The organism is Streptomyces sp. NRRL F-5630, assembly GCF_000719475.1.
In the GTDB taxonomy this organism is placed as follows: Bacteria; Actinomycetota; Actinomycetes; order Streptomycetales; family Streptomycetaceae; genus Streptomyces.
Window position 1 is genome coordinate 26,632 of sequence record NZ_JOGO01000010.1, and the last position, 21,138, is coordinate 47,769.

17 protein-coding genes, 1 pseudogene and 1 riboswitch are annotated in these 21,138 nt (G+C 70.5%); of the genes and pseudogenes, 6 read left to right on the plus strand and 12 right to left on the minus strand.

What is annotated here, in order from left to right:
- Positions 1-178: 178 nt before the first annotated feature.
- The 5 genes from IF99_RS0107160 to IF99_RS0107180 all read left to right on the plus strand — a co-directional run bounded on the left by IF99_RS0107160 (position 179) and on the right by IF99_RS0107180 (position 5,249).
- Complete coding sequence (locus tag IF99_RS0107160) at positions 179-667, plus strand: Lrp/AsnC family transcriptional regulator (RefSeq protein WP_030995504.1); 489 nt, start codon at positions 179-181, stop codon at positions 665-667.
- Positions 652-2,031 (plus strand): aspartate aminotransferase family protein, encoded by a 1,380-nt coding sequence (locus IF99_RS0107165; protein ID WP_030995505.1) that lies wholly within the window; start codon positions 652-654, stop codon positions 2,029-2,031. The genes IF99_RS0107160 and IF99_RS0107165 overlap by 16 nt, the downstream gene beginning before the upstream one ends.
- A gap of 753 nt (positions 2,032-2,784) precedes the next feature.
- Positions 2,785-3,537, plus strand: a complete 753-nt coding sequence (locus IF99_RS0107170) for an ABC transporter ATP-binding protein (RefSeq protein ID WP_030995506.1) — start codon at positions 2,785-2,787, stop codon at positions 3,535-3,537.
- Complete coding sequence (locus tag IF99_RS0107175; RefSeq protein ID WP_030995507.1) at positions 3,519-4,664, plus strand: hypothetical protein; 1,146 nt, start codon at positions 3,519-3,521, stop codon at positions 4,662-4,664. Before IF99_RS0107170 ends, IF99_RS0107175 begins: the two co-directional genes overlap by 19 nt.
- Positions 4,665-4,832: 168 nt before the next feature.
- On the plus strand, positions 4,833-5,249 hold the full coding sequence (locus IF99_RS0107180; protein ID WP_030995508.1) for a VOC family protein: 417 nt from the start codon (positions 4,833-4,835) through the stop codon (positions 5,247-5,249).
- A 49-nt stretch (positions 5,250-5,298) separates the two neighbouring features.
- Here IF99_RS0107180 and IF99_RS0107185 read toward each other — a convergent pair whose 3' ends face one another.
- The 10 genes from IF99_RS0107185 to rpsB all read right to left on the minus strand — a co-directional run bounded on the left by IF99_RS0107185 (position 5,299) and on the right by rpsB (position 17,702).
- Positions 5,299-6,501: an IS110 family transposase gene (locus tag IF99_RS0107185; RefSeq protein ID WP_030995509.1), complete on the minus strand. Its 1,203-nt coding sequence runs from the start codon at positions 6,499-6,501 to the stop codon at positions 5,299-5,301.
- Between the two features lie 376 nt (positions 6,502-6,877).
- A complete protein-coding gene (locus IF99_RS0107190; protein ID WP_234340615.1) occupies positions 6,878-8,029 on the minus strand; it encodes an ABC transporter ATP-binding protein in 1,152 nt (383 codons plus the stop codon).
- A complete protein-coding gene (locus tag IF99_RS0107195) occupies positions 8,029-9,852 on the minus strand; it encodes an ABC transporter permease (RefSeq protein ID WP_030995511.1) in 1,824 nt (607 codons plus the stop codon). Before IF99_RS0107195 ends, IF99_RS0107190 begins: the two co-directional genes overlap by 1 nt.
- Before the next feature lie 104 nt (positions 9,853-9,956).
- Positions 9,957-11,045 carry a thiamine ABC transporter substrate-binding protein gene (locus IF99_RS0107200; RefSeq protein ID WP_030995512.1) on the minus strand — a complete coding sequence of 363 codons (1,089 nt, stop codon included), beginning with the start codon at positions 11,043-11,045 and terminating at the stop codon, positions 9,957-9,959.
- 75 nt (positions 11,046-11,120) lie between these two features.
- Positions 11,121-11,246: riboswitch (TPP riboswitch) on the minus strand.
- Positions 11,247-11,514: 268 nt separating this feature from the next.
- Complete coding sequence (rlmN, locus tag IF99_RS0107205; RefSeq protein ID WP_030995513.1) at positions 11,515-12,624, minus strand: 23S rRNA (adenine(2503)-C(2))-methyltransferase RlmN; 1,110 nt, start codon at positions 12,622-12,624, stop codon at positions 11,515-11,517.
- A 307-nt stretch (positions 12,625-12,931) separates the two neighbouring features.
- The gene (locus IF99_RS0107210) at positions 12,932-14,077 is read right to left on the minus strand and encodes a phosphatidate cytidylyltransferase (RefSeq protein ID WP_107048943.1); all 1,146 of its coding nucleotides are present in this window, start codon (positions 14,075-14,077) and stop codon (positions 12,932-12,934) included.
- Entirely contained in the window at positions 14,077-14,634 is a 558-nt protein-coding gene (gene frr / locus IF99_RS0107215; RefSeq protein WP_008745390.1) for a ribosome recycling factor, read from the minus strand. Before frr ends, IF99_RS0107210 begins: the two co-directional genes overlap by 1 nt.
- A 182-nt stretch (positions 14,635-14,816) precedes the next feature.
- A complete protein-coding gene (pyrH, locus tag IF99_RS0107220; protein ID WP_030995515.1) occupies positions 14,817-15,590 on the minus strand; it encodes a UMP kinase in 774 nt (257 codons plus the stop codon).
- A gap of 187 nt (positions 15,591-15,777) precedes the next feature.
- On the minus strand, positions 15,778-16,617 hold the full coding sequence (gene tsf, locus IF99_RS0107225) for a translation elongation factor Ts (protein WP_030995516.1): 840 nt from the start codon (positions 16,615-16,617) through the stop codon (positions 15,778-15,780).
- Between the two features lie 161 nt (positions 16,618-16,778).
- Entirely contained in the window at positions 16,779-17,702 is a 924-nt protein-coding gene (gene rpsB, locus IF99_RS0107230; RefSeq protein ID WP_030995517.1) for a 30S ribosomal protein S2, read from the minus strand.
- A 711-nt stretch (positions 17,703-18,413) separates the two neighbouring features.
- On the opposite strand from rpsB, the pseudogene IF99_RS32125 reads away from it, so the two are divergent.
- Positions 18,414-18,872: pseudogene (locus IF99_RS32125) on the plus strand (murein hydrolase activator EnvC family protein); the annotation flags it as partial.
- A gap of 418 nt (positions 18,873-19,290) precedes the next feature.
- On the opposite strand, the gene IF99_RS0107235 reads toward IF99_RS32125, so the two are convergent.
- The gene (locus IF99_RS0107235) at positions 19,291-19,851 is read right to left on the minus strand and encodes a TetR/AcrR family transcriptional regulator (RefSeq protein ID WP_030995518.1); all 561 of its coding nucleotides are present in this window, start codon (positions 19,849-19,851) and stop codon (positions 19,291-19,293) included.
- Between the two features lie 200 nt (positions 19,852-20,051).
- The gene (gene whiG / locus IF99_RS0107240) at positions 20,052-20,891 is read right to left on the minus strand and encodes an RNA polymerase sigma factor WhiG (protein ID WP_030995519.1); all 840 of its coding nucleotides are present in this window, start codon (positions 20,889-20,891) and stop codon (positions 20,052-20,054) included.
- Positions 20,892-21,138 lie beyond the last annotated feature (247 nt).

Consider the following 21,138-nt stretch of genomic DNA (forward strand, 5'->3'; position numbering starts at 1 on the left):
CTCCCCGTCCCCAAGCTCCGTGTCCAAAGCCTGAGACGCCCACCCTAGCCGCAGGGGTGACGCTTTCGACACACCCACTCCCTGCGGGCTGCGAAATCGGTGTTCTATGCGCCTTCACGCAACGGATTTCATTGATTCGTGCTTGCGGAACTGCGGAGTCCTCGGGCAAAGTGAGGACGTGGTCAGTCGTAGCTCAGAATCCAGGGCCGGTAGCGGCAGCTCATCGATCGATGCCGTGTCACTGGCGATCATCGAACAACTCCAGGAGGACGGCAGACGCCCGTATGCGGCGATCGGCAAGGCCGTGGGCCTCTCCGAGGCGGCGGTGCGCCAACGCGTGCAGAAACTGCTCGACCAGGGCGTCATGCAGATCGTCGCGGTCACCGACCCGCTGACCGTGGGCTTCCGGCGGCAGGCGATGGTCGGCATCAACGTCGAGGGCGACCTCGACCCCGTGGCCGACGCCCTCGCCGCGATGCAGGAGGTCGAGTACGTCGTCCTCACCGCCGGCTCCTTCGACCTGCTCGCCGAAATCGTATGCGAGGACGACGACCACCTTCTCGATGTGATCAACAGACGGATCCGCACGCTCCCCGGAGTGCGTTCCACCGAGAGCTTCGTCTACCTGAAGCTCAAGAAGCAGACCTACATGTGGGGAACCCGATAGCCGTGAGCAAGGACCTCTCCCGAACCGCGTACGACCACCTGTGGATGCACTTCACCCGCATGTCGTCGTACGAGAACGCGCCCGTCCCCACGATCGTGCGGGGCGAGGGCACCTACATCTACGACGACCAGGGCAGGCGCTATCTGGACGGACTGGCGGGCCTCTTCGTGGTCCAGGCCGGCCACGGGCGCGCCGAACTGGCGGAGGCGGCGCACCGCCAGGCGAAAGACCTCGCGTTCTTCCCCATCTGGTCCTACGCGCACCCCTCCGCGATCCAGCTCGCCGAACGCCTCGCCCACCACGCCCCGGGCGACCTCAACAAGGTCTTCTTCACGACCGGCGGCGGCGAGGCCGTCGAAACCGCCTGGAAGCTCGCCAAGCAGTACTACAAGCTCACCGGCAAGCCGACCAAGCACAAGGTCATCTCACGCGCCGTCGCCTACCACGGCACGCCGCAGGGCGCGCTCTCGATCACCGGTCTGCCCGCCCTCAAGGCGCCGTTCGAGCCGCTCGTACCGGGCGCGCACAAGGTCCCCAACACCAACATCTACCGTGCGCCGCTCTTCGGCGACGACCCCGAGGCGTTCGGGCGCTGGGCCGCCGACCAGATCGAGCAGCAGATCCTCTTCGAGGGCGCCGACACGGTCGCGGCCGTCTTCCTCGAACCGGTCCAGAACGCCGGCGGCTGCTTCCCACCGCCGCCCGGCTACTTCCAGCGCGTACGGGAGATCTGCGACCAGTACGACGTCCTCCTCGTCTCGGACGAGGTGATCTGCGCCTTCGGCCGCCTCGGCACGATGTTCGCGTGCGACAAGTTCGACTACGTGCCGGACATGATCACCTGCGCGAAGGGCATGACCTCCGGCTACTCGCCGATAGGCGCCTGCATCGTCTCCGACCGCCTCGCGGAGCCCTTCTACCGGGGCGACAACACCTTCCTGCACGGCTACACCTTCGGCGGCCACCCCGTCTCCGCCGCCGTCGCCCTCGCCAACCTCGACATTTTCGAGCGCGAGAACCTCAACCAGCACGTCCTCGACAACGAGGCCGCCTTCCTCGGCACCCTGGACAAGCTCCGCGACCTCCCCATCGTCGGCGACGTCCGCGGCAACGGCTTCTTCTACGGCATCGAGCTCGTGAAGGACAAGGCCACCAAGGAGACCTTCACCGAAGAGGAGAGCGAGCGCGTCCTCTACGGCTTCGTCTCCAAGAAGCTCTACGAGTACGGCCTGTACTGCCGCGCGGACGACCGCGGCGACCCGGTCATCCAGCTCTCGCCCCCGCTCGTCTCCGACCAGTCCACCTTCGACGAGATCGAGGGCATCGTCCGCCAGGTCCTCACCGAGGCATGGACGAAGATCTGACCCGGCTCCCGCGCATCCCCTCCCGGCCCCGACTCACTCTTGCGGGTGAGAACGGGGCTGGCGTGTTTCTGGAGGGCGAAGCGCGTCGGTGGGCGCGGCATGAGGCGACGGCGGCGCGACGACGCGCCGGGGGGCGACGTCAGGTACCCGACGTCAGAGGCGCGCGAGAGCATGGGGAGTGGGCTTGACGTCGGGTGCGCGCGACGCAGGCGGCGCGGGTACGCGGCGCGACGCCAGCGATCGCGACGGCACGCAGCGTGGGACACCCACGCGACGTGGGACCCGAACGCGACGTCGTGGCATCTACGCCGCGTACTCGACCTACGACGGGGCACAGCGCACGCGACGTGGCGGCGCGACGTGACGCGACACGGCGCGACGTCGCGCACCTCGTACGCGGCGTGACGCGCCCGCACGCGACGTGAGGGGCCACGCCACGTGACGTGCCGCCGACCGCGACGGGCCCGCGACTCCGGGACCGCGTGAGGCGGCGACGTCGCGCCGGCAGGCTCCGCGCCGCCGCGTCCGCCGACCACCCGCACCGCGCGACGTCGCGACGTGCCTCGGATGGCGCGCGGCGCCGCACGTCGCGTGTTACGTTCCAGGCGATTTAGGGACGAACAACGCGATCTTTGCGACGGGTCGGGTACGGACGCGACGTCGGCCCACCAGCAGGCGGTACGCCACCCGTCGCGGCGAGCGCCCGACGCCGCCCCGAATCCGAGGGCCCCGAGCGGAACTGAGGTGCACAGCATGGCTGCCCCCTCGCCATCCCCGGCCGACGACGTGCTGCGGGCCGAGGGCCTGCACGTGACCCGTCACGGCTTCCCCGTGCTGAGCGACGTGACGCTCAGCCTGCGACACGGCGAGATCCTGGCCGTGGGCGGACCACGCGGCAGTGGCCGCTCCACCTTGCTCCGCTGCCTCGCCGGCATGGTCCGCCCCGACCAGGGCGGCATCTGGTTCGACGGTGCCCCGCTCCACGACCTGTCGACGGCACGGCGCGCCCGTGTGCGTCGCGACCACTTCGGCTGGCTGGAGGAGACACCGCACCTGACCCCGGAGCTCACCGCCTGGGAGAACGCCGCGCTGCCCCTTCTCCTGCGCGGCGTCCCGCACCGCGCCGCACGCGACGTCGCGACGGAGTGGCTGACACGCCTCGACGTCGCCCCGTGCGCGCGACGCCGCCCCCATGCCCTCACCCACCTGGAGCAACACCGCGTCGCGATGGCCCGCGCACTCGCCGGCACCCCCGCGCTCCTCTTCGCCGACGAGCCGACCGCCACCCTTCCCTCCGCCGACCGCGCCGTCCTGCTGCGCACGCTCGTCACCGCGGCACGCACGCACGGCATCAGCATGGTCCTCACGACCCACGGCGACGAAGCGGCCGAACTCGCGGACCGCTCCGTCTCCCTGCGCGACGGACGCCTCGACCACGCGTCGCCCGTTTCCGGCGACGTTCCCGGTACGGAAGAGGGGAAAGCGACGTGCTCAGTCTCCGTCTAGTACGCGGCGGCAGGCCGCTCGTCCAGGCGCGACGTCTCCTCGTGAGCGCGGCGTCGGCGGGCACTGGCTTCCTTCTCCTGGCCGCCCTCGGGCACGCCCTGTCGCACGACGGCGCGGCAAGCTCGGTCCGGCGCCTCGCATGGTGCCTCCTCCCACTGGCCTCCACGGTGTACGTCGCGATCGCCGTCGCCCGCACCGACCCCGCGCTCCGTCCCGAACGCGGCCAACCGCCCTACGGTCTCACCGCCCGCGGCCTGCGCCTGCTCACGGGCACAGCCACCGCGGCGTTCTGCGCCCTGGGCTCCGTCGCCGCCCTGGTCCTCTTCCTCCTCGGCCGCGGCAGCCTCGGCGTCCACCCCGTGGGGGACGATGGCGCGAAGGCTCTGGGATCCGGCTTCGCCCTCCCCGTCGCGGCCGTCCTCACGCTCCTCATCCTCGTCCCCGTCGTGACCGCGGCGGCGGCCGCGGCTCTCGCTCCCGTCCCCGCCACGCCGGGAACGGCGCGCGTGACGCCGCCCGCGACATCGGCGCCCCCGGGCCTGCCCTGGGGCGTCGCGCTGCTCGGGGCCGGGTTCGCGGTACGCGCCACACTCGGCGAGGGAACGGCCGGCCTCTCCGCCAAAGCCCTCGCGGGACGAGGCGACGTTCCGGGCGGCGTCGTGGCCGGCTGGGCGCTGATCGCCGCGGGACTCGCTGTCGCCGGTCCGGGGATCACCTGGCTGTGCGGCAGGCTGCTGCAGGCGGGCCGTCCCGGTGCCGTACGCCTCCTCGCGGGACGCGGCCTCCAAGAGGAGGCGCGCCGCGTCGGCCGCCCCTTCGGCGTCGCGATCGCGGTGGGTGCCGCGCTCGCCGCGGCGTACGGCGGCGACGCGACGTACAAGGCGACGGGACCGCTCGCGGCACTCGGCGTCGGCCTCGTGGTGGGCTGCACCGCGATCGGGCTGCTGCTGGCCGCCGTCGAGTCGCGGCAGGCCCGTACGGACATCACCGCGGCGCTCGCGCAGTCGGGCACGCCCGCCGCGACGCTCCGGACCGCCGTGGCCGTTCGTGCGGGTGCCGTGCTGCTGACGCTGCTCCCGCTGACCTGGGCCGTCGCGCTGCTCGCGACCTTGCCGGTCGGCCACTGACGCGTACGCGGTCCGCATCGAACGCCGCAGCGCGGCAGCGATGAGTTCCGTCACGCGCCGCAGTCATCACCGGCATACGGGCCTCCGGACATGGCACGGCACTCGCCGCGGCATGTCCGGGGCGTGCTACGAGCACCGTCGCCGCTTTTCCCTACCCCGGAGAATCCGATGAGTTACCAGCAGATGATCTTCGTCAATCTCGTCGTCAACGATCTCGCCATGTCGAAGAAGTTCTTCACCGAGCTGGGCTTTCGCCTCAACGAGCAGTTCAGCGACGAGCAGACCGCGAGTGTGGTCATCAGCGACACGATCATCGCCATGCTGCACACACGGGAGCGCTTCGCGCAGTTCACCCCCGCGGGCAAGACACCGGCGGATGCCACAGCGACGACCGAGATACTGCTGACGCTCAGTGCGCGCAGCCGCGAAGAGGCCGACATGCTCGCCGACCGCGCGCTCGCCTCCGGCGGCAGCCCCGCGCGGGAGGCCGAGGACCACGGCTTCATGTACGGCCGCTCCTTCACCGACCCCGACGGCCACGTCTGGGAGGTCGTATGGATGGACCCCGCCCAGGTCGAGGACTGAACCACGCGACGTCGCGCTACCGAGCGGGGGGGTGCCTCTATGTCCTTCGTCAAGCGAGGCGGGGGGTTCGGGGTTCGTAGAAGGTGCCGTTGCGGAGCATCGCGAACAGGACGTTGATCCGCTGGCGGGCGAGGCGGAGGAGGGCTTGCGTGTGGGTCTTTCCTCTGGCTCGGCATTTGTCGTAGTAGGTGCGGGAGGCTGGGTCGTGCAGGGCGGCGAATGCGGACAGGAACATTGCGCGTTTGAGTTGCCGGTTGCCGCCTCGGGGAGCGTGTTCGCCGTGGATCGAGGTCCCTGAGGACTGCGTGGTCGGGGCGAGGCCGGCGTAGGAGGCGAGGTGGGCGGCAGTGGGGAAGCTGGTGCCGTCGCCGACGGTGACCAGCAATGTGGCGGCGGTCCTGACGCCGACGCCGGGCAGCGACGTCAGGACCTTGGAAAGAGGGTGGTCCTCCAGCAGGGCTGTGATCTGGGCTTCCGTCGCCCGGCGTTGTTCGTGGACGGCGCTGAGCGAGCGGGCCAGTGACGGGATCACCATGTCGAGGGTGCCGGTGCCGGGGACCACGACGGTCTGTTCGTCGAGCGCGTCGAAGACTTCGTCGATCAGCCGTTTCGCCATGCGCGGGGCCTTGGGCCGGATGACCTCGACGAGCTTGCGGCGGCCGGCCTTTCGCAAGCTGGCGGGGGATCCGTAGCGTTCCAGCAGCCAGGTCACGGCCTGATGGTCCAGGCGTGGCCCCAGGACGCGTTCCAGCGACGGGTGGAACTGGGTGAGCAGGCCGCGGATCCGGTTGCTGGTGCGGGTGGCCTCGGCCGCCAGGTCCTGATCGAAGCCGACGAGGACGGTGAGCTCGGCGGCAATCTCGTCGGTCAGCTCCAGCGAGCGCAGGGTGTGGGGCATGGTGCGGGCCGCGTCGGCGATCACGGCCGCGTCGCGGGCGTCGGTTTTGGCCTCGCCGGGGTAGAGGTCGGCGATCCCCCGCATCGAAAGACCCGGCAGATAGGCGACCTGGCAGCCCGTGCCGCGGGCCACCGTCAGCGGCAGGGCGCCGATCGAGGCGGGCTGGTCCACGATCACCAGGACAGTGCCGAACTTCTCACGGAGCTTGTCGAAGACCTCTCTCAGCTTCGGTTCGGTGTTGGGCAGCTGCTTGTCGAAGACCTTCTTGCCGGCCGGGGTGAGACCGTGGCCGTGATGGTTCGTCTTGCCGACGTCCAGGCCGAGGAAGACGCCTATCTCGTCGCTGTCGTGCAAGCCGTCCTCCCGAACGGATGTTGTGCGTGCTGGCCTGGGCGTTGGCGTCGTGCGCGCATCCACGTTATGCAGACCTGCCGCCCGTACGCGGCCGGGCGTTGCACTCGGCCGGGCGGTAGTCGGACCTCTCATCAGCGTCTCCAACGGCGCCTCTCGGGCCCGGTGGCACCACCCCCCAGGTCATCGGTTCGACAGGGGGAACCAGCCATGCCGGGCCCGGAGGCCAGCGGTCCTCTTGCAGGACCGCGAAAAACATAACGGGGGCACGCGACGTCGCGTCGAACGAAGTGGCGTCGCACGCGACGTCGCGCCAGGCCCACCGACGTCGCGTGTGGCGTCGCCACCATACGGACGTGGCGTGGCACGCGTCGTGGCGCTAGTCCAGCACCACGACGTCCTGGGCGTCGAAGACGACTCCCACACGATCCCCCCGCTCCGGTGCCTCGTGCAACGCACACGTCGCCTCGACCTCCGGCGCGTCGCGCGGGCGCAGCCGAAGGGAGACATGGGTGCCGTGGAAAGTCCGTGCCACGACCTCGCACGTTAGCCCTCCGGACTCCCCGACAAGGCGGACTCCTGCGGGCCGTACGAGCACCGTGTGCTCTCCCGGCGACACCGCGTGGCCCTCCGCCAGGGGCAACCGCCCCCACGCCGTCTCCGCGGCCCCCCGCGTCACCCGGGCCGGAACCAGATTGCTGAAGCCGAGGAAACGCGCCACGAAGGAATCGGCAGGCCGCCGCCAGACCTCAAGCGGCGCCCCGGATTGCGCGATCGCCCCGTCACGCATGATGACGACGCGGTCGGCGAGGGCGAACGCCTCGCCCTGATCGTGCGTCACGGCGAGCACCGTGGTGCCCAACGCGGTGAACAGTTCACGCAGCTCCTGCACGAGCCGTTCGCGCAGCGTCCTGTCGAGTTGTCCGAAGGGCTCGTCGAGCATCAGCAGGCTCGGCCTGGGCGCGAGCGCGCGCGCCAGGGCGACGCGCTGCTGCTCGCCGCCCGAGAGAGAACCGACGCCGCGATGCGCCGCGTCCGCCAACCCGACGAGCGAGAGCAACTCGGCCACGCGCGCCGCGCGCGCGTCGGCCGGTACGCGTCGCATGCGGAGACCGAACGCGACGTTGCCCGCGACGTCGCGCTGCGGAAAGAGCTGATGGTCCTGGAACATGAGCCCCACGCCGCGCCGGTGCACCGGTACGTCGCGTTGGTCCTCACCCCCGAGCCACACGCTCCCCGCGTCGAGCGGTTGCAAGCCCGCGACGACGCGCAGCAACGTCGACTTCCCGCTTCCGCTGGGCCCCAGGACGCAGACCACCTCGTGCGCGCGTACCGACAGGTCCACCGCGTCGAGCGCCGGCCGCCCGTTGCCGAAACGCACCGTGGCCCCGTCGACCCGCAACGCGGTCCCGTCGCCCGCCTCCTCCTGCCGCGCGCTCACGACGCGTGACGTCGCGGCCCGCCCCGTTCCCTCGACACGCGCCGAAGCCTCGGCGGCGTCCTCGCGACGTGCACGACTGAAACGCGACATCAACGGACCCTTTCCTTCTTACGAGGCCCCTCGGCAGGGGCGGTGACTGCGGCGTCCGGGCGCCGGGCCGAAGCTTCGCGTGGGTCGGGGGCGCCGACAGCGCGCGACCGTCCGCGGCCGCGCGACCGCTCACGAACGGACGGGCCCGTGCCGCCGTCGCGCAGGTCGCGCGGGCGCAGTCGTTCCAGGATCAGCAAGGAGAGGACGCAAACCAGCATGAGGACAGTGGAGAGTGCCATGGCCTGCCCGTAGTTCAGGTCTCCGGGGCGCCCCAGGAGGCGTGTGACGGCGACGGGCAACGTCGGGTTGTCCGGCCGGGCCAGGAAGACGGTGGCCCCGAACTCTCCCAGCGACACGGCGAAGGCGAAACCGGCGGCCACGAGCACCGCGCGACGTACGAGCGGAAGATCGACCTCCCACCACACCCGCCACGGCGACGCCCCGAGCACCGACGCGGCATCGCGCAGCCGTGGGTCGACGGCGCGCAGTACGGGAAGCATCGTCCGCACGACGAACGGCGCGCCCACGAGCGCCTGGGCGAGGGGGACGAGAATCCAGGACGCGCGCAGATCGAGCGGGGGCTCGTCGAGGGCGATGAGGAACCCGAAGCCCACGGTGACCGCCGAAACTCCGAGCGGCAGCATCAGCAACGCGTCGAAGCCACGCAACAACCGGGACATGCCGCCGCCCGGCCGGCCGGCTCGCCCGCCTCCCTCCCGGCTGAGCGCGACAGCGGCGAGACCGCCGACGACAAGGGCAATGAGCGTCGCCACCGCCGCGTACCGCAGCGAGTTGCCCACCGCGGCAATGGGGGCGACGAGAAAAGTGCCTCCCCCGGAGGAGCCCAGAGCCCGGAAGTAGGTGAGCCCGAAGCCGTCCGGGGTATCGAAGGCGCGCAGGACGAGCACGGCGAGCGGCAGCACGAGAAGGACCACCACGACGCCCAGGACGCCGCCCAGCAACGCCCATTGCGCCACGCCGCGTGGCCGTCGCGCCGTACGCGACGGGTCCACGAGCCGCAACGTGCTCTCGCCCCTGCGCACCACCCAGGCGTGGAGAGCCAGCACCGCCACGACCGCCCCCAACTGGACGAGCGTCAGCACCGCCGCCGTGGAGAGATCGAGCAGCTGCGCCGTCTGCCGGTAGATCTCCACCTCAAGCGTCGAGTAGGCCGGGCCGCCGAGGATCTGCACGATGCCGAACGAGGTGAAGGTGAACAGGAACACCATCAACCCCGCCGACGCCACAGCGGGAGCGAGCGCCGGCAGCGTGACCGCCCGCCAGGCCCGCCAGCGCGAAGCGCCCAGGGTGCGCGCGGCGTCCTCCTGCCGCGTGTCCAACTGCGCCCACAGGCCGCCCACCGTGCGCACCACGACGGAGTAGTTGAAAAAGACGTGGGCCGCGAGGATCGCCCACACCGTGGTGTCGAGGCGCACACCCCACAGCTCGTCCAAGAGTCCGCCACGCCCGAGTACGGCGAGGAAGGCGCTGCCGACCACGACGGTGGGCAGGACGAAGGGCACCGTGACGACAGCGCGCAGCACGCCCTTCCCGGGGAAGGCGAAGCGCGCGAAGGCGTACGCGCCGGGCAGTGCGAGAAGGAGCGTCAACGCCGTGGACACCAGGGCCTGCCACGTCGTGAACCAGAGCACGTCACGTATGTCGCGGCGCCCCAGGACCTCCGCGACGGCGCCGAGCTGCCAGCCCGCCGAGGTGTGCAGCCCACGCCCGACGATGGCCGCGACGGGGTAGCCGAAGAACAGGGCGAAGAAGAGCGTGGGCCCGGCGACCAGGAGCAGCACCGTGGCGCGACGTCGCGCCACCACCGTGGTGTCGCGACGTCGCGCGGGACGTCGCGGCGCGTCCCCGCCGGGCACGCCGCGCGCGCACGCGTCGTGCCCCGCCCTGCGCGACGCCCCGCCCGGCTTCACTTGACGACCAGTGAGGTCCAGGCGCTGATCCAGTCCTCACGGTGCTCGGCGATCTTCTGCGGCGCGACGGTCCGCGCTCCGTCGGCCTTCGCCCCGTACCGCGTGAACAGGTCCGGCAGCGGCGTCCCCTTGACGACCGGGTCGACGAACATCTGAAGCGGCATGTCCCGCTGGAAGGTGTCGCTCAGGAGGAAGTCGAGGAGCGCCTTGCCGCCCTCCGGGTTGGGCGCGCCGTCGAGCAGACCGGCGAACTCCGTCTGCCGGAAGCACGTCCCGGTCGCGACGCCCGTGGGTGCCTCCTTGGGCCGCGGGTCCGCATAGAGGACCTCGACGGGCGGGCTGGAGGCGTACGAGACGACGAGCGGCCGGTCGCCACCTGCCTTGCGCCCGCCGGCGGAACCCGAGAACTCCTCGTTGTACGCCTGCTCCCAGCTGTCGACGACCTTGACGCCGTTGTCGCGAAGCCTTTTCCAGTACGTCTTCCAGTCCTGCTCCCCGTACTGCGCGACAGTGCCGAGGAGGAAGCCGAGCCCCGGCGAGGACGTCGCGGTGTTCTCCGTGACGAGCAGGTTCTTGTAGGCGGGGTCGGCCAGGTCGTCGAGGGTCTGCGGCGGGTCGAGCTTCTTGCCCTCGAAGTACCTCTTGTCGTAGTTGACGCATATGTCGCCCGTGTCGATGGGAGTGACGCGGTGCCGCTTGCCATCGAGTTGCAGGCCGACGGGTACGGCGGAAAGCCCCTTCGCCTCGTACGGCTGGAAGACTCCCTGCTCCAGGGCGCGGGAGAGCAGCGTGTTGTCGACGCCGAAGAAGACGTCGCCCTGGGGGTGCCCCTTGGTGAGGACGGCTTGATTCACCGCCTGGCCCGCGTCGCCGCTCTTGAGGACTTTGAGGCGGTAACCCGTCTTCTGCTCGAACTTCTTCAGCACGTTCTTGGAGGCGGCGAAGGAGTCATGGCTGACGAGTGTGACGGTCTTGCCGCTCGACGAGCCGGCATCGGGCCCCGCGTCGTCGCCGCAGGCGGCGAGGCCCGTGGCGGCCAGACCCGCCGCGACTATGGCGGCGACGGTCCTGCGTCGGGTGGTCATGAGTTCCTCCTGGGGTGGCCAGGAGAAGACGCGGCCCTGCCCGCGGCCGACGAGGCCGCGGGCAGGGCACAACAGCATGAGTGGTGACCGAACTCCCTACCCGGAATGACCCGGGCGAGGTTCAGAGGGTCTGCGACCTGTACACCGGTGGCCGGTGTGGTGTCGCACTCTCAGCGCTGTGGCGCTCCCCTGTCGGAATGTGTACGTCGTACGGACTATGGAGATGTCGTGCTCCCGGCCACGCCGCGAGCGATGGTGCTCGCCCACCCTATCGCTACGCCGCGCGGGGCCCCGTGCCCGTCCCCGGCGCACCTCGCAGGCGCAACGTGCCCCGCGTCGGTCCACGCCGCGTCCTGCCCGCGCCACACACCCGCTGCGCAGCGCGCGCCGCCACGCCGCGCCGCACCTCGACGCCACGTCGCCGCCCGACGCCGCGCCCCAGCCCAACGTCACGCCGCGTCGCGTTCGCTCAGCGCTCCGCCGCCGCCAGCTGCCCGCACGCGCCGTCGATCTCCTGCCCCCGCGTATCGCGCACCGTCACCGGCACACCGTGCGCAGCGATCGCGTCCACGAAGGCGCGCTCGTCCTCCGGCCGCGACGCAGTCCACTTCGACCCGGGCGTCGGGTTGAGCGGGATGAGGTTGACGTGCACGCGCTTGTTCTTCAGAAGCCGGCCCAGAAGGTCGCCCCGCCACGCCTGGTCATTGATGTCGCGGATGAGCGCGTACTCGATCGAGACCCGGCGTCCCGACTTCTCCGCGTACTCCCACGCGGCGTCCAGGACCTCACGGACCTTCCACCGCGTGTTGACCGGCACCAGCGTGTCCCGGAGCTCGTCGTCCGGGGCGTGCAGCGAGACCGCGAGCCTGCACTTGAACCCTTCGTCCGCGAAACGGTGGATCGCGGGCACGAGCCCCACCGTGGACACCGTGATGCCGCGCTGCGAAAGCCCGAGGCCGTCGGGCTCCGGGTCGGTGAGCCGACGGATCGCGCCCACGACGCGGTTGTAGTTGGCGAGCGGCTCCCCCATGCCCATGAAGACGATGTTGGAGAGCCTCGCCGGGCCGCCCGGAATCTCTCCGTCGCGCAGGGCACGCATGCCCTCGACGATCTGGTGCACGATCTCGGCCGTCGAGAGATTGCGGTCGAGCCCGGCCTGCCCCGTCGCGCAGAACGGGCAGTTCATCCCGCAGCCCGCCTGGGAGGAGATGCACATGGTGACGCGGTCGGGGTAGCGCATGAGCACCGACTCGACGAGCGTGCCGTCGAAGAGACGCCACAGCGTCTTGCGCGTCGTGTCGTCGTCGCACGAGATGTGGCGCACGACGGACATCAGCTCGGGCAGCAGCTCCTCCTGGAGCCGCCCCCGCGCCGCGGCGGGGATATCGGTCCACTGCGCCGGGTCCTGCGCGTAGCGGGCGAAATAGTGCTGCGAGAGCTGCTTGGCGCGGAAGGGCTTCTCGCCGATGGCGGCGACGGCCTCCTTGCGCTCGGCGGGGCTGAGGTCGGCGAGGTGACGAGGGGGCTTCTTGGCACCGCGCGGCGCGACGAAGGTGAGTTCTCCAGGTGCGGGCGGCATGGGCCAGTACTCCTCGGTGACGGTGCGGAGACGCCGCGCGTCCCTGCGGACGCGACGACGCGCCAGGTGGGCGCCTCGGGGGCGGCGTACGGTGTGCGCGGCGCCCCCGGCGTCACCCCCGCTGGGCGCGACGCGGCGTGAGCCCGTACACGAAAGGGTCCGCCGTATGTCACGGCGGACCCTTTCAGCGTAACGCGCGCGGACCTCACCCCGCGCCGAAGGACGGGCAGCTCCCGGCCCCGGACCGGGCCTGGCCTGGCCCCGGGAGCCCCCCGGACCGGGCCTGGCCCCGGGAGCCGCCCGGGCCTCAGCCCGAGCCGACGAAGAGGACGAGCAGCAGCCAGGCGACGGGCGCCGTGGGCAGGAGCGAGTCGAGCCGGTCCATGATGCCGCCGTGGCCGGGGAGCAGCGTTCCCATGTCCTTGATGCCCAGGTCCCGCTTGATCATGGACTCACCCAGGTCGCCCAGGGTGGCACTGGCCGCGACGGCCAGGCCGAGGAGCAGTCCCTGCCACCACTGCCCGTCGTCGATCATGAACTGCATCAGCAGCGCGCCGGCGACCATGGCGAAGCTCACCGCGCCCAGGAGCCCCTCGCGGGTCTTGCCCGGGCTGATGCGGGGAGCGAGCTTGTGCGAGCCGAAGCGCCAGCCCACCGCGTACGCGCCGGTGTCGCTGACGACCGTGAGCACGAGGAAGAGCAGCACCCGGCGCGGCCCGTCGTCCGCGGTGAGCATCAGCGCGACGAACGTCGCGAGGAACGGCACGTAGAACGTCGCGAAGACGCCTGCGGTGACGTCCCTCAGGTAGCCCTCTGGCGGCTGGAACATCCGCCACACGAGCACGACGAGCGCCGTCAGCGCCATCGCCACCCACGCGCCCTCGGCGCCCCGCACGTAGCCCGCGACGACCATCGCGACGCCGCCCGCGGCGAGCGGAATCAGCGGCGCCTTGATCTGCTTGCGTTCGGCGAGGCGGGAGGTCAGCTCCCACAGACCGACGACGACGGCGAGCGCTATGACGCCGACGAAGACGGCCTTGACGATGAACAACGACGCGACGACAACGACACCGAGACCGAGACCGACGCCTATGGCCGCCCCCAGGTTCCGGCCGGCGCTCTTCTTCTGACGGCCGGGGCTCGGTGCCGAGGACGGCTGCACAGGCGTCGGGGACGGCTGCGCGGCCGGGGACACGGGGTGGACGGGCTCGGGCCGGCCGGGCTCCCGCGGCACCTCGTCGCGGAACAGGGGACCACTCCGCCGAGCGGCCCCCCCGTCGTCGTCCTGGTCGCCGCCGTTCGCGGGTACGTCGGGCACGATGGGCATGGGCCGAGTCTCTTGGACGTCATGCCCTTCGTACACGGGACCCGCCGAGGCAGCCCCCTGTCCGGAGGTGGGCCACGGCTCGCCGTATCCGGTACGGGACGGCGCGTCCCAGGAGGAGTCGTTCATCAGACCTCAAGCAGCTCGGATTCCTTGTGCTTGAGCAGCTCGTCCACCTGCGCGACGTACTTCGCGGTGGTGTCGTCGAGCTCCTTCTCCGCGCGCCGCACCTCGTCCTCGCCGGTCTCCTTGTCCTTGACCAGCTTGTCGAGGGCGTCCTTGGCCTTGCGACGCACGGCGCGAATCGAGACGCGCGCGTCCTCGCCCTTGGTCCGCGCGACCTTGATGAACTCCTTGCGGCGTTCCTCGGTCAGCTCGGGGAACACCACCCGGATGATGTGCCCGTCGTTGCTCGGGTTGACGCCGAGGTCCGAGTCGCGGATGGCCTGCTCGATGTTGCGCAGCGCGCTCTTGTCGAACGGGGTCACGACGGCCATACGGGGCTCGGGCACCGAGAACGAGGCGAGCTGGTTGATCGGCGTCAGCGCGCCGTAGTAGTCCGCGACGATCTTGTTGAACATCGCCGGGTGCGCGCGACCGGTACGAATGGCGGCCAAGTCCTCCTTGGCGACCACCACGGCCTTCTCCATCTTCTCCTCGGCTTCGAGGAGGATCTCTTCGATCACCACTTGCTCCTGCGTGTCTTGAGTTGGCCTGATGAGGTTCGTCCCGCCGCGGGGGCGAGAGGCGCACAGGTCCGGCTGCGTCGCTTCCGTACTGCACGGTGTCCGAGCGACGGGCCTTTGTCCATCCCGTCGCCCGGCGGCGCTCCGTGCTCGCCCGAGAGGGCGGCCGGAGCACGCGGCGGTCAGGCCCGAGTGCCCTGGTCGCTCACGAGCGTGCCGATCTTCTCACCCTTGACCGCCCGGGCGATATTGCCCGCGGTCAGCAGCTCGAAGACGAGGATCGGGAGCTGGTTGTCGCGGCAGAGGGTGATGGCGGTCATGTCGGCGACCTTGAGGTCCCGCGTGATGACCTCCCCGTAGCCGAGCGCGTCGAACTTCACCGCGTCGGCATTGGTCTTCGGGTCCGAGTCGTAGACGCCGTCCACGCCGTTCTTGCCCATGAGGAGGGCTTCGGCGTGGATCTCCAGGGCGCGCTGCGCGGCGGTGGTGTCGGTGGAGAAGTACGGCATCCCCATACCGGCGCCGAAGATGACGACGCGCCCCTTCTCCAGGTGCCGCACGGCGCGCAGCGGGATGTACGGCTCGGCCACCTGGCCCATCGTGATCGCCGTCTGGACGCGGGAGTCGATGCCCTCCTTCTCCAGGAAGTCTTGGAGAGCGAGGCAGTTCATGACCGTGCCGAGCATGCCCATGTAGTCGGAACGCGCCCGGTCCATGCCGCGCTGTTGCAGTTCGGCACCGCGGAAGAAGTTGCCCCCGCCGAGGACGACGGCGATCTGCGCACCGTCGCGTACGACGGCCGCGATCTCACGCGCGATGGTGTGCACCACGTCGGGGTCGACCCCGAGCCCGCCACCACCGGCGAACGCCTCACCGGACAGCTTCAGCAAGAAGCGGCCGGCGCCCTTGCCGTGCACGCTGGAATCGGTGGATTTATCGGCTTCGGCCATGGTCATGGGGTTCTCCTCGTGGTGCACATAGCAAGAAGGCCATTGCCGGCGGGCGTTGTGGGCACCCCGTGCACGGCAATGGCCTCCTCGTCAGATCAGCGCCTTGTCCCGCGCCCCGGGGGGGCGGGACAAGAGGCTCCGCACCCCGTCCGGCGGCTACCGGGCGGGACGCCGAGCCGGTCGTGGTACGGACTCAGATGCCGACCTTGATGCGCACGAAGCGCTTCAGGGTGACACCGGCCTCGTCCAGGATCTTCTTGACGGACTTCTTGTTGTCCTTGGCGAACGGCTGGTCGAGGAGGGAGACCTCCTTGAAGAAGCCGTTGACGCGACCCTCGACGATCTTGGGGAGCGCGGCCTCGGGCTTGCCCTCGTTGCGCGAGGTCTCCTCCGCGACGCGGCGCTCGGACTCGACGACGTCCGCGGGCACGTCCTCGCGCGAGAGGTACTTCGGCGCGAAGGCGGCGATGTGCTGCGCGACGTCCTTGGCGACCTCGGCGTTCTCCTTGTCGAGCTCGACAAGGACACCGATCTGCGGCGGCAGGTCGGGCATCGTGCGGTGCATGTACGCCGCGACGTAGCCGCCGGAGAACTGCGCGAAGCGGTCGAGGACGATCTTCTCGCCGAGGTTGGCGTTGGCCTCGTCCACGTACGCCTGGACGGTCTTGCCGGCCTCGATCTCGGAGGCGAGCAGGGCCTCCAGGTCGGCGGGGGACGACTTCGCGATGTGCTCGGCGAGCGTGTGGGCGACGGCCTGGAACTTCTCACCCTTGGCGACGAAGTCGGTCTCGCACTTCAGCTCGACGAGGACGCCGGAGGTGTGGTCGTCGGCGAGGAGGGAGACGACGGCGCCGTTCTCGGCGGAGCGGCCCTCGCGCTTGGCGACGCCCTTCTGGCCCTTGACGCGGAGAAGCTCGACGGCCTTGTCGACGTCGCCCTCGGCCTCGTCCAGCGCCTTCTTGCAGTCCATCATGCCGGCGCCGGTCAGCTCGCGGAGCTTCTTGACGTCGGCGGCGGTGTAGTTCGCAGCCATGATCCTGTGAGTCTTTCTCGAAGTCTGGAGGGCGCGGTCCGTACGGCGCGGCCCCTGCCGCCGCCAGCGGTGAGTGAGCGGCGTGGGCACCCTCGAACCGCGGGATGCTACGGATGGACGGCGGGGGCCGCGTGGCCCCCGCCGTCACCAACCCCGGAAGGTCAGGCCTGCTCGGCCGGCGCCTGCTCGGCCGGCGCCTCGACGGCCTCGGCCTCGGCGGCGGGAACCTCGACGGCCTCGGCGTCCGCGACCTTCTCGGTCTCGGCGGAGGTCTGGACCTCCGCCTCGGCGGCGGCCTCGTCCTTCTTGTCGCCGTCGAGCAGGTCGCGCTCCCACTCGGCCAGCGGCTCGCCGGCGGCCTTCTCGCCCGGCTTGGAGTCGCCGGTGGCGGCGCCGGAGCGGGCGATGAGTCCCTCGGCGACGGCGTCGGCGATCACGCGGGTGAGCAGGGTGACGGAGCGGATCGCGTCGTCGTTGCCCGGGATCTTGTAGTCGACCTCGTCGGGGTCGCAGTTGGTGTCGAGGATCGCGACGACCGGGATGTTGAGCTTGCGCGCCTCACCGACGGCGATGTGCTCCTTCTTGGTGTCCACGATCCAGACGGCGCTGGGCACCTTCTGCATCTCGCGGATACCGCCGAGGGTCTTCTCCAGCTTGGCCTTCTCGCGGGAGAGGACGAGCAGTTCCTTCTTGGTGAGGCCGGAGGCGGCCACGTCCTCGAAGTCGATCTGCTCCAGTTCCTTCAGGCGCTGGAGGCGCTTGTAGACGGTGGAGAAGTTGGTGAGCATGCCGCCCAGCCAGCGCTGGTTGACGTAGGGCATGCCGACGCGGGTGGCCTGCTCCGCGATGGCCTCCTGCGCCTGCTTCTTCGTGCCGACGAACATGACCGTGCCACCGTGGGCGACGGTCTCCTTGACGAACTCGTAGGCGCGGTCGATGTACGACAGCGACTGGAGCAGGTCGATGATGTAGATGCCGTTGCGCTCCGTGAAGATGAAGCGCTTCATCTTCGGGTTCCAACGACGGGTCTGGTGACCGAAGTGGACGCCGCTTTCCAGCAGCTCCCGCATCGTGACGACGGCCATGGCCGTATCTCCTTGTTTTCCCGGTTGCGCCGGCCGGTCGGCCAACGCTCCTGACGCCCCGGTCGCGCTGCGCCACAAGGGACCGAGAAGCGCGGACATCGGAGAACCCACCGTCGTACGGGACGAATCCCACCGAGGTCGGGGCGTGCGAAGTCGATCCGGGACCCCGGATCGCCACGAGAAGTGTACGGGACCGCCACGCTTCCGGGTGACGGCGATATCCGTAACGGGCCAGTTATCCACAGATCGCCAGAAAGTGGCGCTGCTCACCTTGCAGGTACGTCACGCTTTTCTTACGGAGAAGCGCTCTCCGTAACGGCGCGCAGTGCTGTACGGGCTGCGCGTTGGCCCGATCCGCACAGAGAAAGGCGATGGTCACTGATGGCGACCACCTCCGAGGCTTCACTTCGCGCACGCTCCCTCCTGCGCCTGGGTACAGCGGTGCTCGCCGCCGCCTCGGCCACTCTCGCCGCCTCGTTGGCGGCCTGGGCGGCGACATGGGCCGCGCAAGAGGGCCCGGAGGGTGCGGCACACAGCTGCACGGCGAGCAGAACTCCCGCCACGGCACCTCCGCCGACGCAGCCCCCGCCTCGGACACGCACCGTCGGCTGCCCGCCGCAGCGCCACTCTCCCCACAAGCCGCCCACTTCGACTCGTAGGACTACCGCTCGTACGACAAGCACTCGCACGAGCGGTCCGGTCGGCAGTCGTATGACCGGCGCTCATAGGAAAAGCAGCTCATCGGAACGGAAATCCACAGGCGCAGAAGGCAGTGGCAGCGTTACGAGCGAAAGCCACCTCAAGAGGAGGCCTGCCCCCTCCCCCACGACCCCCGCCACCACCGACCCGGACTCCACCGCCCGCGCCTGGCCGGTTTCCGCGCCGCCCCCGGTGCTGCGCGGCTGGGAGCCTCCGGCCACCCCGTACGGACCGGGCCACCGGGGCATCGACCTGGGAGCGAGCGAGGGCACGGTCGTACGGGCGGCAGCGGCCGGGCGGGTCGTCTTCGCCGGTCCCGTGGGAGGCCGCGGAGTGGTGAGCGTCGAGCTGCCAGGCACCGGCAGCCCTCCGCTGCGGACGACGTACGAGCCCGTCGTGGCATCCGTCCGCAAGGGGGACGTCGTGGAGGCGGGGCAGCCGCTCGGCGTACTGGACGGAGCCGACGCGTACCACTGCGGGACGCCGTGCCTGCACTGGGGGCTGCGGCGCGGGAAGACGTACCTCAACCCGCTGAGCCTGCTGCCGCCGGAACTGCTCGGTCTCGGCCCCTCCCGGCTGTACCCGCCTACTGGCCCTCTCCCGCAGCCGCAAGCGCCACACTCAGGCCCCGGCGCGAGAGCGGGCACGGGCGCCTCAGCGGACCCCGCCGCGCATCCGCTGCTGCGGTCCGCCCCTCGACACGTGGCACGTCCCGTTTCCGTGCGTCAGCCGGTTTCACCTCCTCCTGCCGAGCAGCCGGTCCCGGTTGCCCCTGCCGAACAGCCGGTCTCGGCCTCCGCAGGCCGGCGGCACACGGCGGCCCGGCCGCACGCACCGGCGCCGGACGGCGAGGAGGTCACGGGGCGGCACGCACGCCGGGAAGGGCAGGTCAGCCGGCAGTCACGCCGCGCAGAGCGAGGGCGACGGCCGCGTCGGCGATCTTCCCCGGCTCCTCGGCGACACCGAACTCGATCCGGCGCACGGCGGCATCGACGACACCTTGGAGGAGCATCGCCGCAAGGCGCGGCTCCTCGTGGCCGAGGTCGCTGAGCGCGCCCACGACGAGACCGACGAGACCGCCGTGCGCGGCGCGGATCTTCTCCCGCGCACCGCGGTCGAGTTCACTGGCGGAGATCGCCGCCACGGCGCGGTGCCTGCGATCCCCGACCAGGTCCAGCTGGCGACGGACGTACGCCTCGATCTTCTCCGCCGCGGTGGCCGCCTCCGCCATGGCGAGCTCGACCTCGGCCGCCCACACGGGGAAGTCGACGGCGCAGAGTTCCTCGACGACGGCGCCCCGGGAACGGAAGTACTCGTAGACCGAGGACCGGGCCAGGCCGGTGCGCTCGGCGAGCGCGGGGAAGGTCAGCGCGTCGGTCCCGCCCTCGGACAGCAGGGCCCGCGCGGCGTCCAGCAAGGCACTGCGCTGCATCGCTCGGTGCTCGGCCACGGAGGCCGCTCGAATCCTTGGCACCCGTCCACTTTACGGACGCCGCCCCCATCAGCCCAGGGCGCAGGCTACCGGCACATGAAAGGAGGTCAAGTTCTCGCAAAGCGCACCGTCGCCGCGGGCGCGGTTGCCCCACGCACATCAACCGCTTCGCGTGCGCCACTCAGGCGTCAGCCTCAGGAGCCGAAGCCTTCCAGCCCTCAGGTGTCGAAGCTCGACAGCTTCGCGCGCAACTGGAGCACGGACTTGGTGTGGATCTGGCTGACCCGGCTCTCGGTCACGCCGAGGACATGGCCGATTTCCGCCAGCGTGAGCCCTTCGTAGTAGTAGAGCATCACCACGGTCTTCTCGCGCTCCGGCAAGGAGTTGATGGCCCGCGAGAGCAGTCGGCGCAGCTCGCGGCCCTCCGCGACCTCGACGGGGTTGTCGGCTCCGGTGTCCTCCAGGGTGTCCATGATGCTGAGTCGGCCACCCCCCTCGCTGCCGACGCTGAGGAGTTCCTCCAGCGCCACGACGTTGGCGAGGGACAACTGGCTGAAAACAGCGTGCAAGTCCTCCACGCCGACCCCCATCTCCCCTGCCACCTCCACCTCGGTGGGGGTGCGGTGGAGCTTCGCCTCCAGCGTGGCGTAGGCGCGTTCGACGTTGCGCGCCTTCTGCCGGACGGAGCGGGGAATCCAGTCCAGGGCGCGCAGTTCATCGATCATGGCGCCGCGAATCCTGGTGATCGCGTACGTCTCGAACTTGATGGACCGCTCGATGTCGAATTTCTCGATCGCGTCGATCAGCCCGAAGACCCCGGAGGAGACGAAGTCGGCCTGCTCGACGTTGGGCGGGAGGCCGACGCTGACCCGGCCGGCGACGTACTTCACGAGGGGCGAGTAGTGCAGGATCAGCTGCTCGCGCAGGCGTGCGTCCCCGGTGGTCTTGTACATACGCCACAGTTCGTCCACCGACTGGGGCGCGCGGCGCTGGACACTGTCGCCGCCTGCGGCAGGGGAAGCCGCCGCGCTGTCGGAGTCGGAGATCTGCTGGGGCATGCGTCGCCTTGGGTCGTTCGGGGCCGAACTGGGCTGTTCGTCTGGGAGTTTGTGGATACGGGCCGGGCCCGCGAGGGCGGGAGGTCGCCCGGTCGCCTGCTGGGAGTGGGGGTGTCGTGAGCGTAGCGTGACTACGGTGTCGCAATGTGCGCATGTTAGGGGATTACGCGTTTGCAGATACGTTCCGCTCCCCCGACGGACCACTCGTGCCGTCACGCTCCGCGATGGCTCCTTGCGCTTAACCCCC

Coding starts and splice junctions, on each gene's coding strand:
- IF99_RS0107210 (WP_107048943.1), bottom strand. CDS start 14,077: ATGAACGACTCCTCCTGGGACGCGCCGTCCCGTACCGGATACGGCGAG.
- rlmN (WP_030995513.1), bottom strand. CDS start 12,624: ATGCCGCCCGCACCTGGAGAACTCACCTTCGTCGCGCCGCGCGGTGCC.
- whiG (WP_030995519.1), bottom strand. CDS start 20,891: ATGCCCCAGCAGATCTCCGACTCCGACAGCGCGGCGGCTTCCCCTGCC.
- tsf (WP_030995516.1), bottom strand. CDS start 16,617: ATGGCTGCGAACTACACCGCCGCCGACGTCAAGAAGCTCCGCGAGCTG.
- IF99_RS0107170 (WP_030995506.1), top strand. CDS start 2,785: ATGGCTGCCCCCTCGCCATCCCCGGCCGACGACGTGCTGCGGGCCGAG.
- pyrH (WP_030995515.1), bottom strand. CDS start 15,590: ATGACCATGGCCGAAGCCGATAAATCCACCGATTCCAGCGTGCACGGC.
- IF99_RS0107190 (WP_234340615.1), bottom strand. CDS start 8,029: ATGTCGCGTTTCAGTCGTGCACGTCGCGAGGACGCCGCCGAGGCTTCG.
- rpsB (WP_030995517.1), bottom strand. CDS start 17,702: ATGGCCGTCGTCACGATGCGGGAGCTGCTGGAAAGCGGCGTCCACTTC.
- IF99_RS0107180 (WP_030995508.1), top strand. CDS start 4,833: ATGAGTTACCAGCAGATGATCTTCGTCAATCTCGTCGTCAACGATCTC.
- IF99_RS0107200 (WP_030995512.1), bottom strand. CDS start 11,045: ATGACCACCCGACGCAGGACCGTCGCCGCCATAGTCGCGGCGGGTCTG.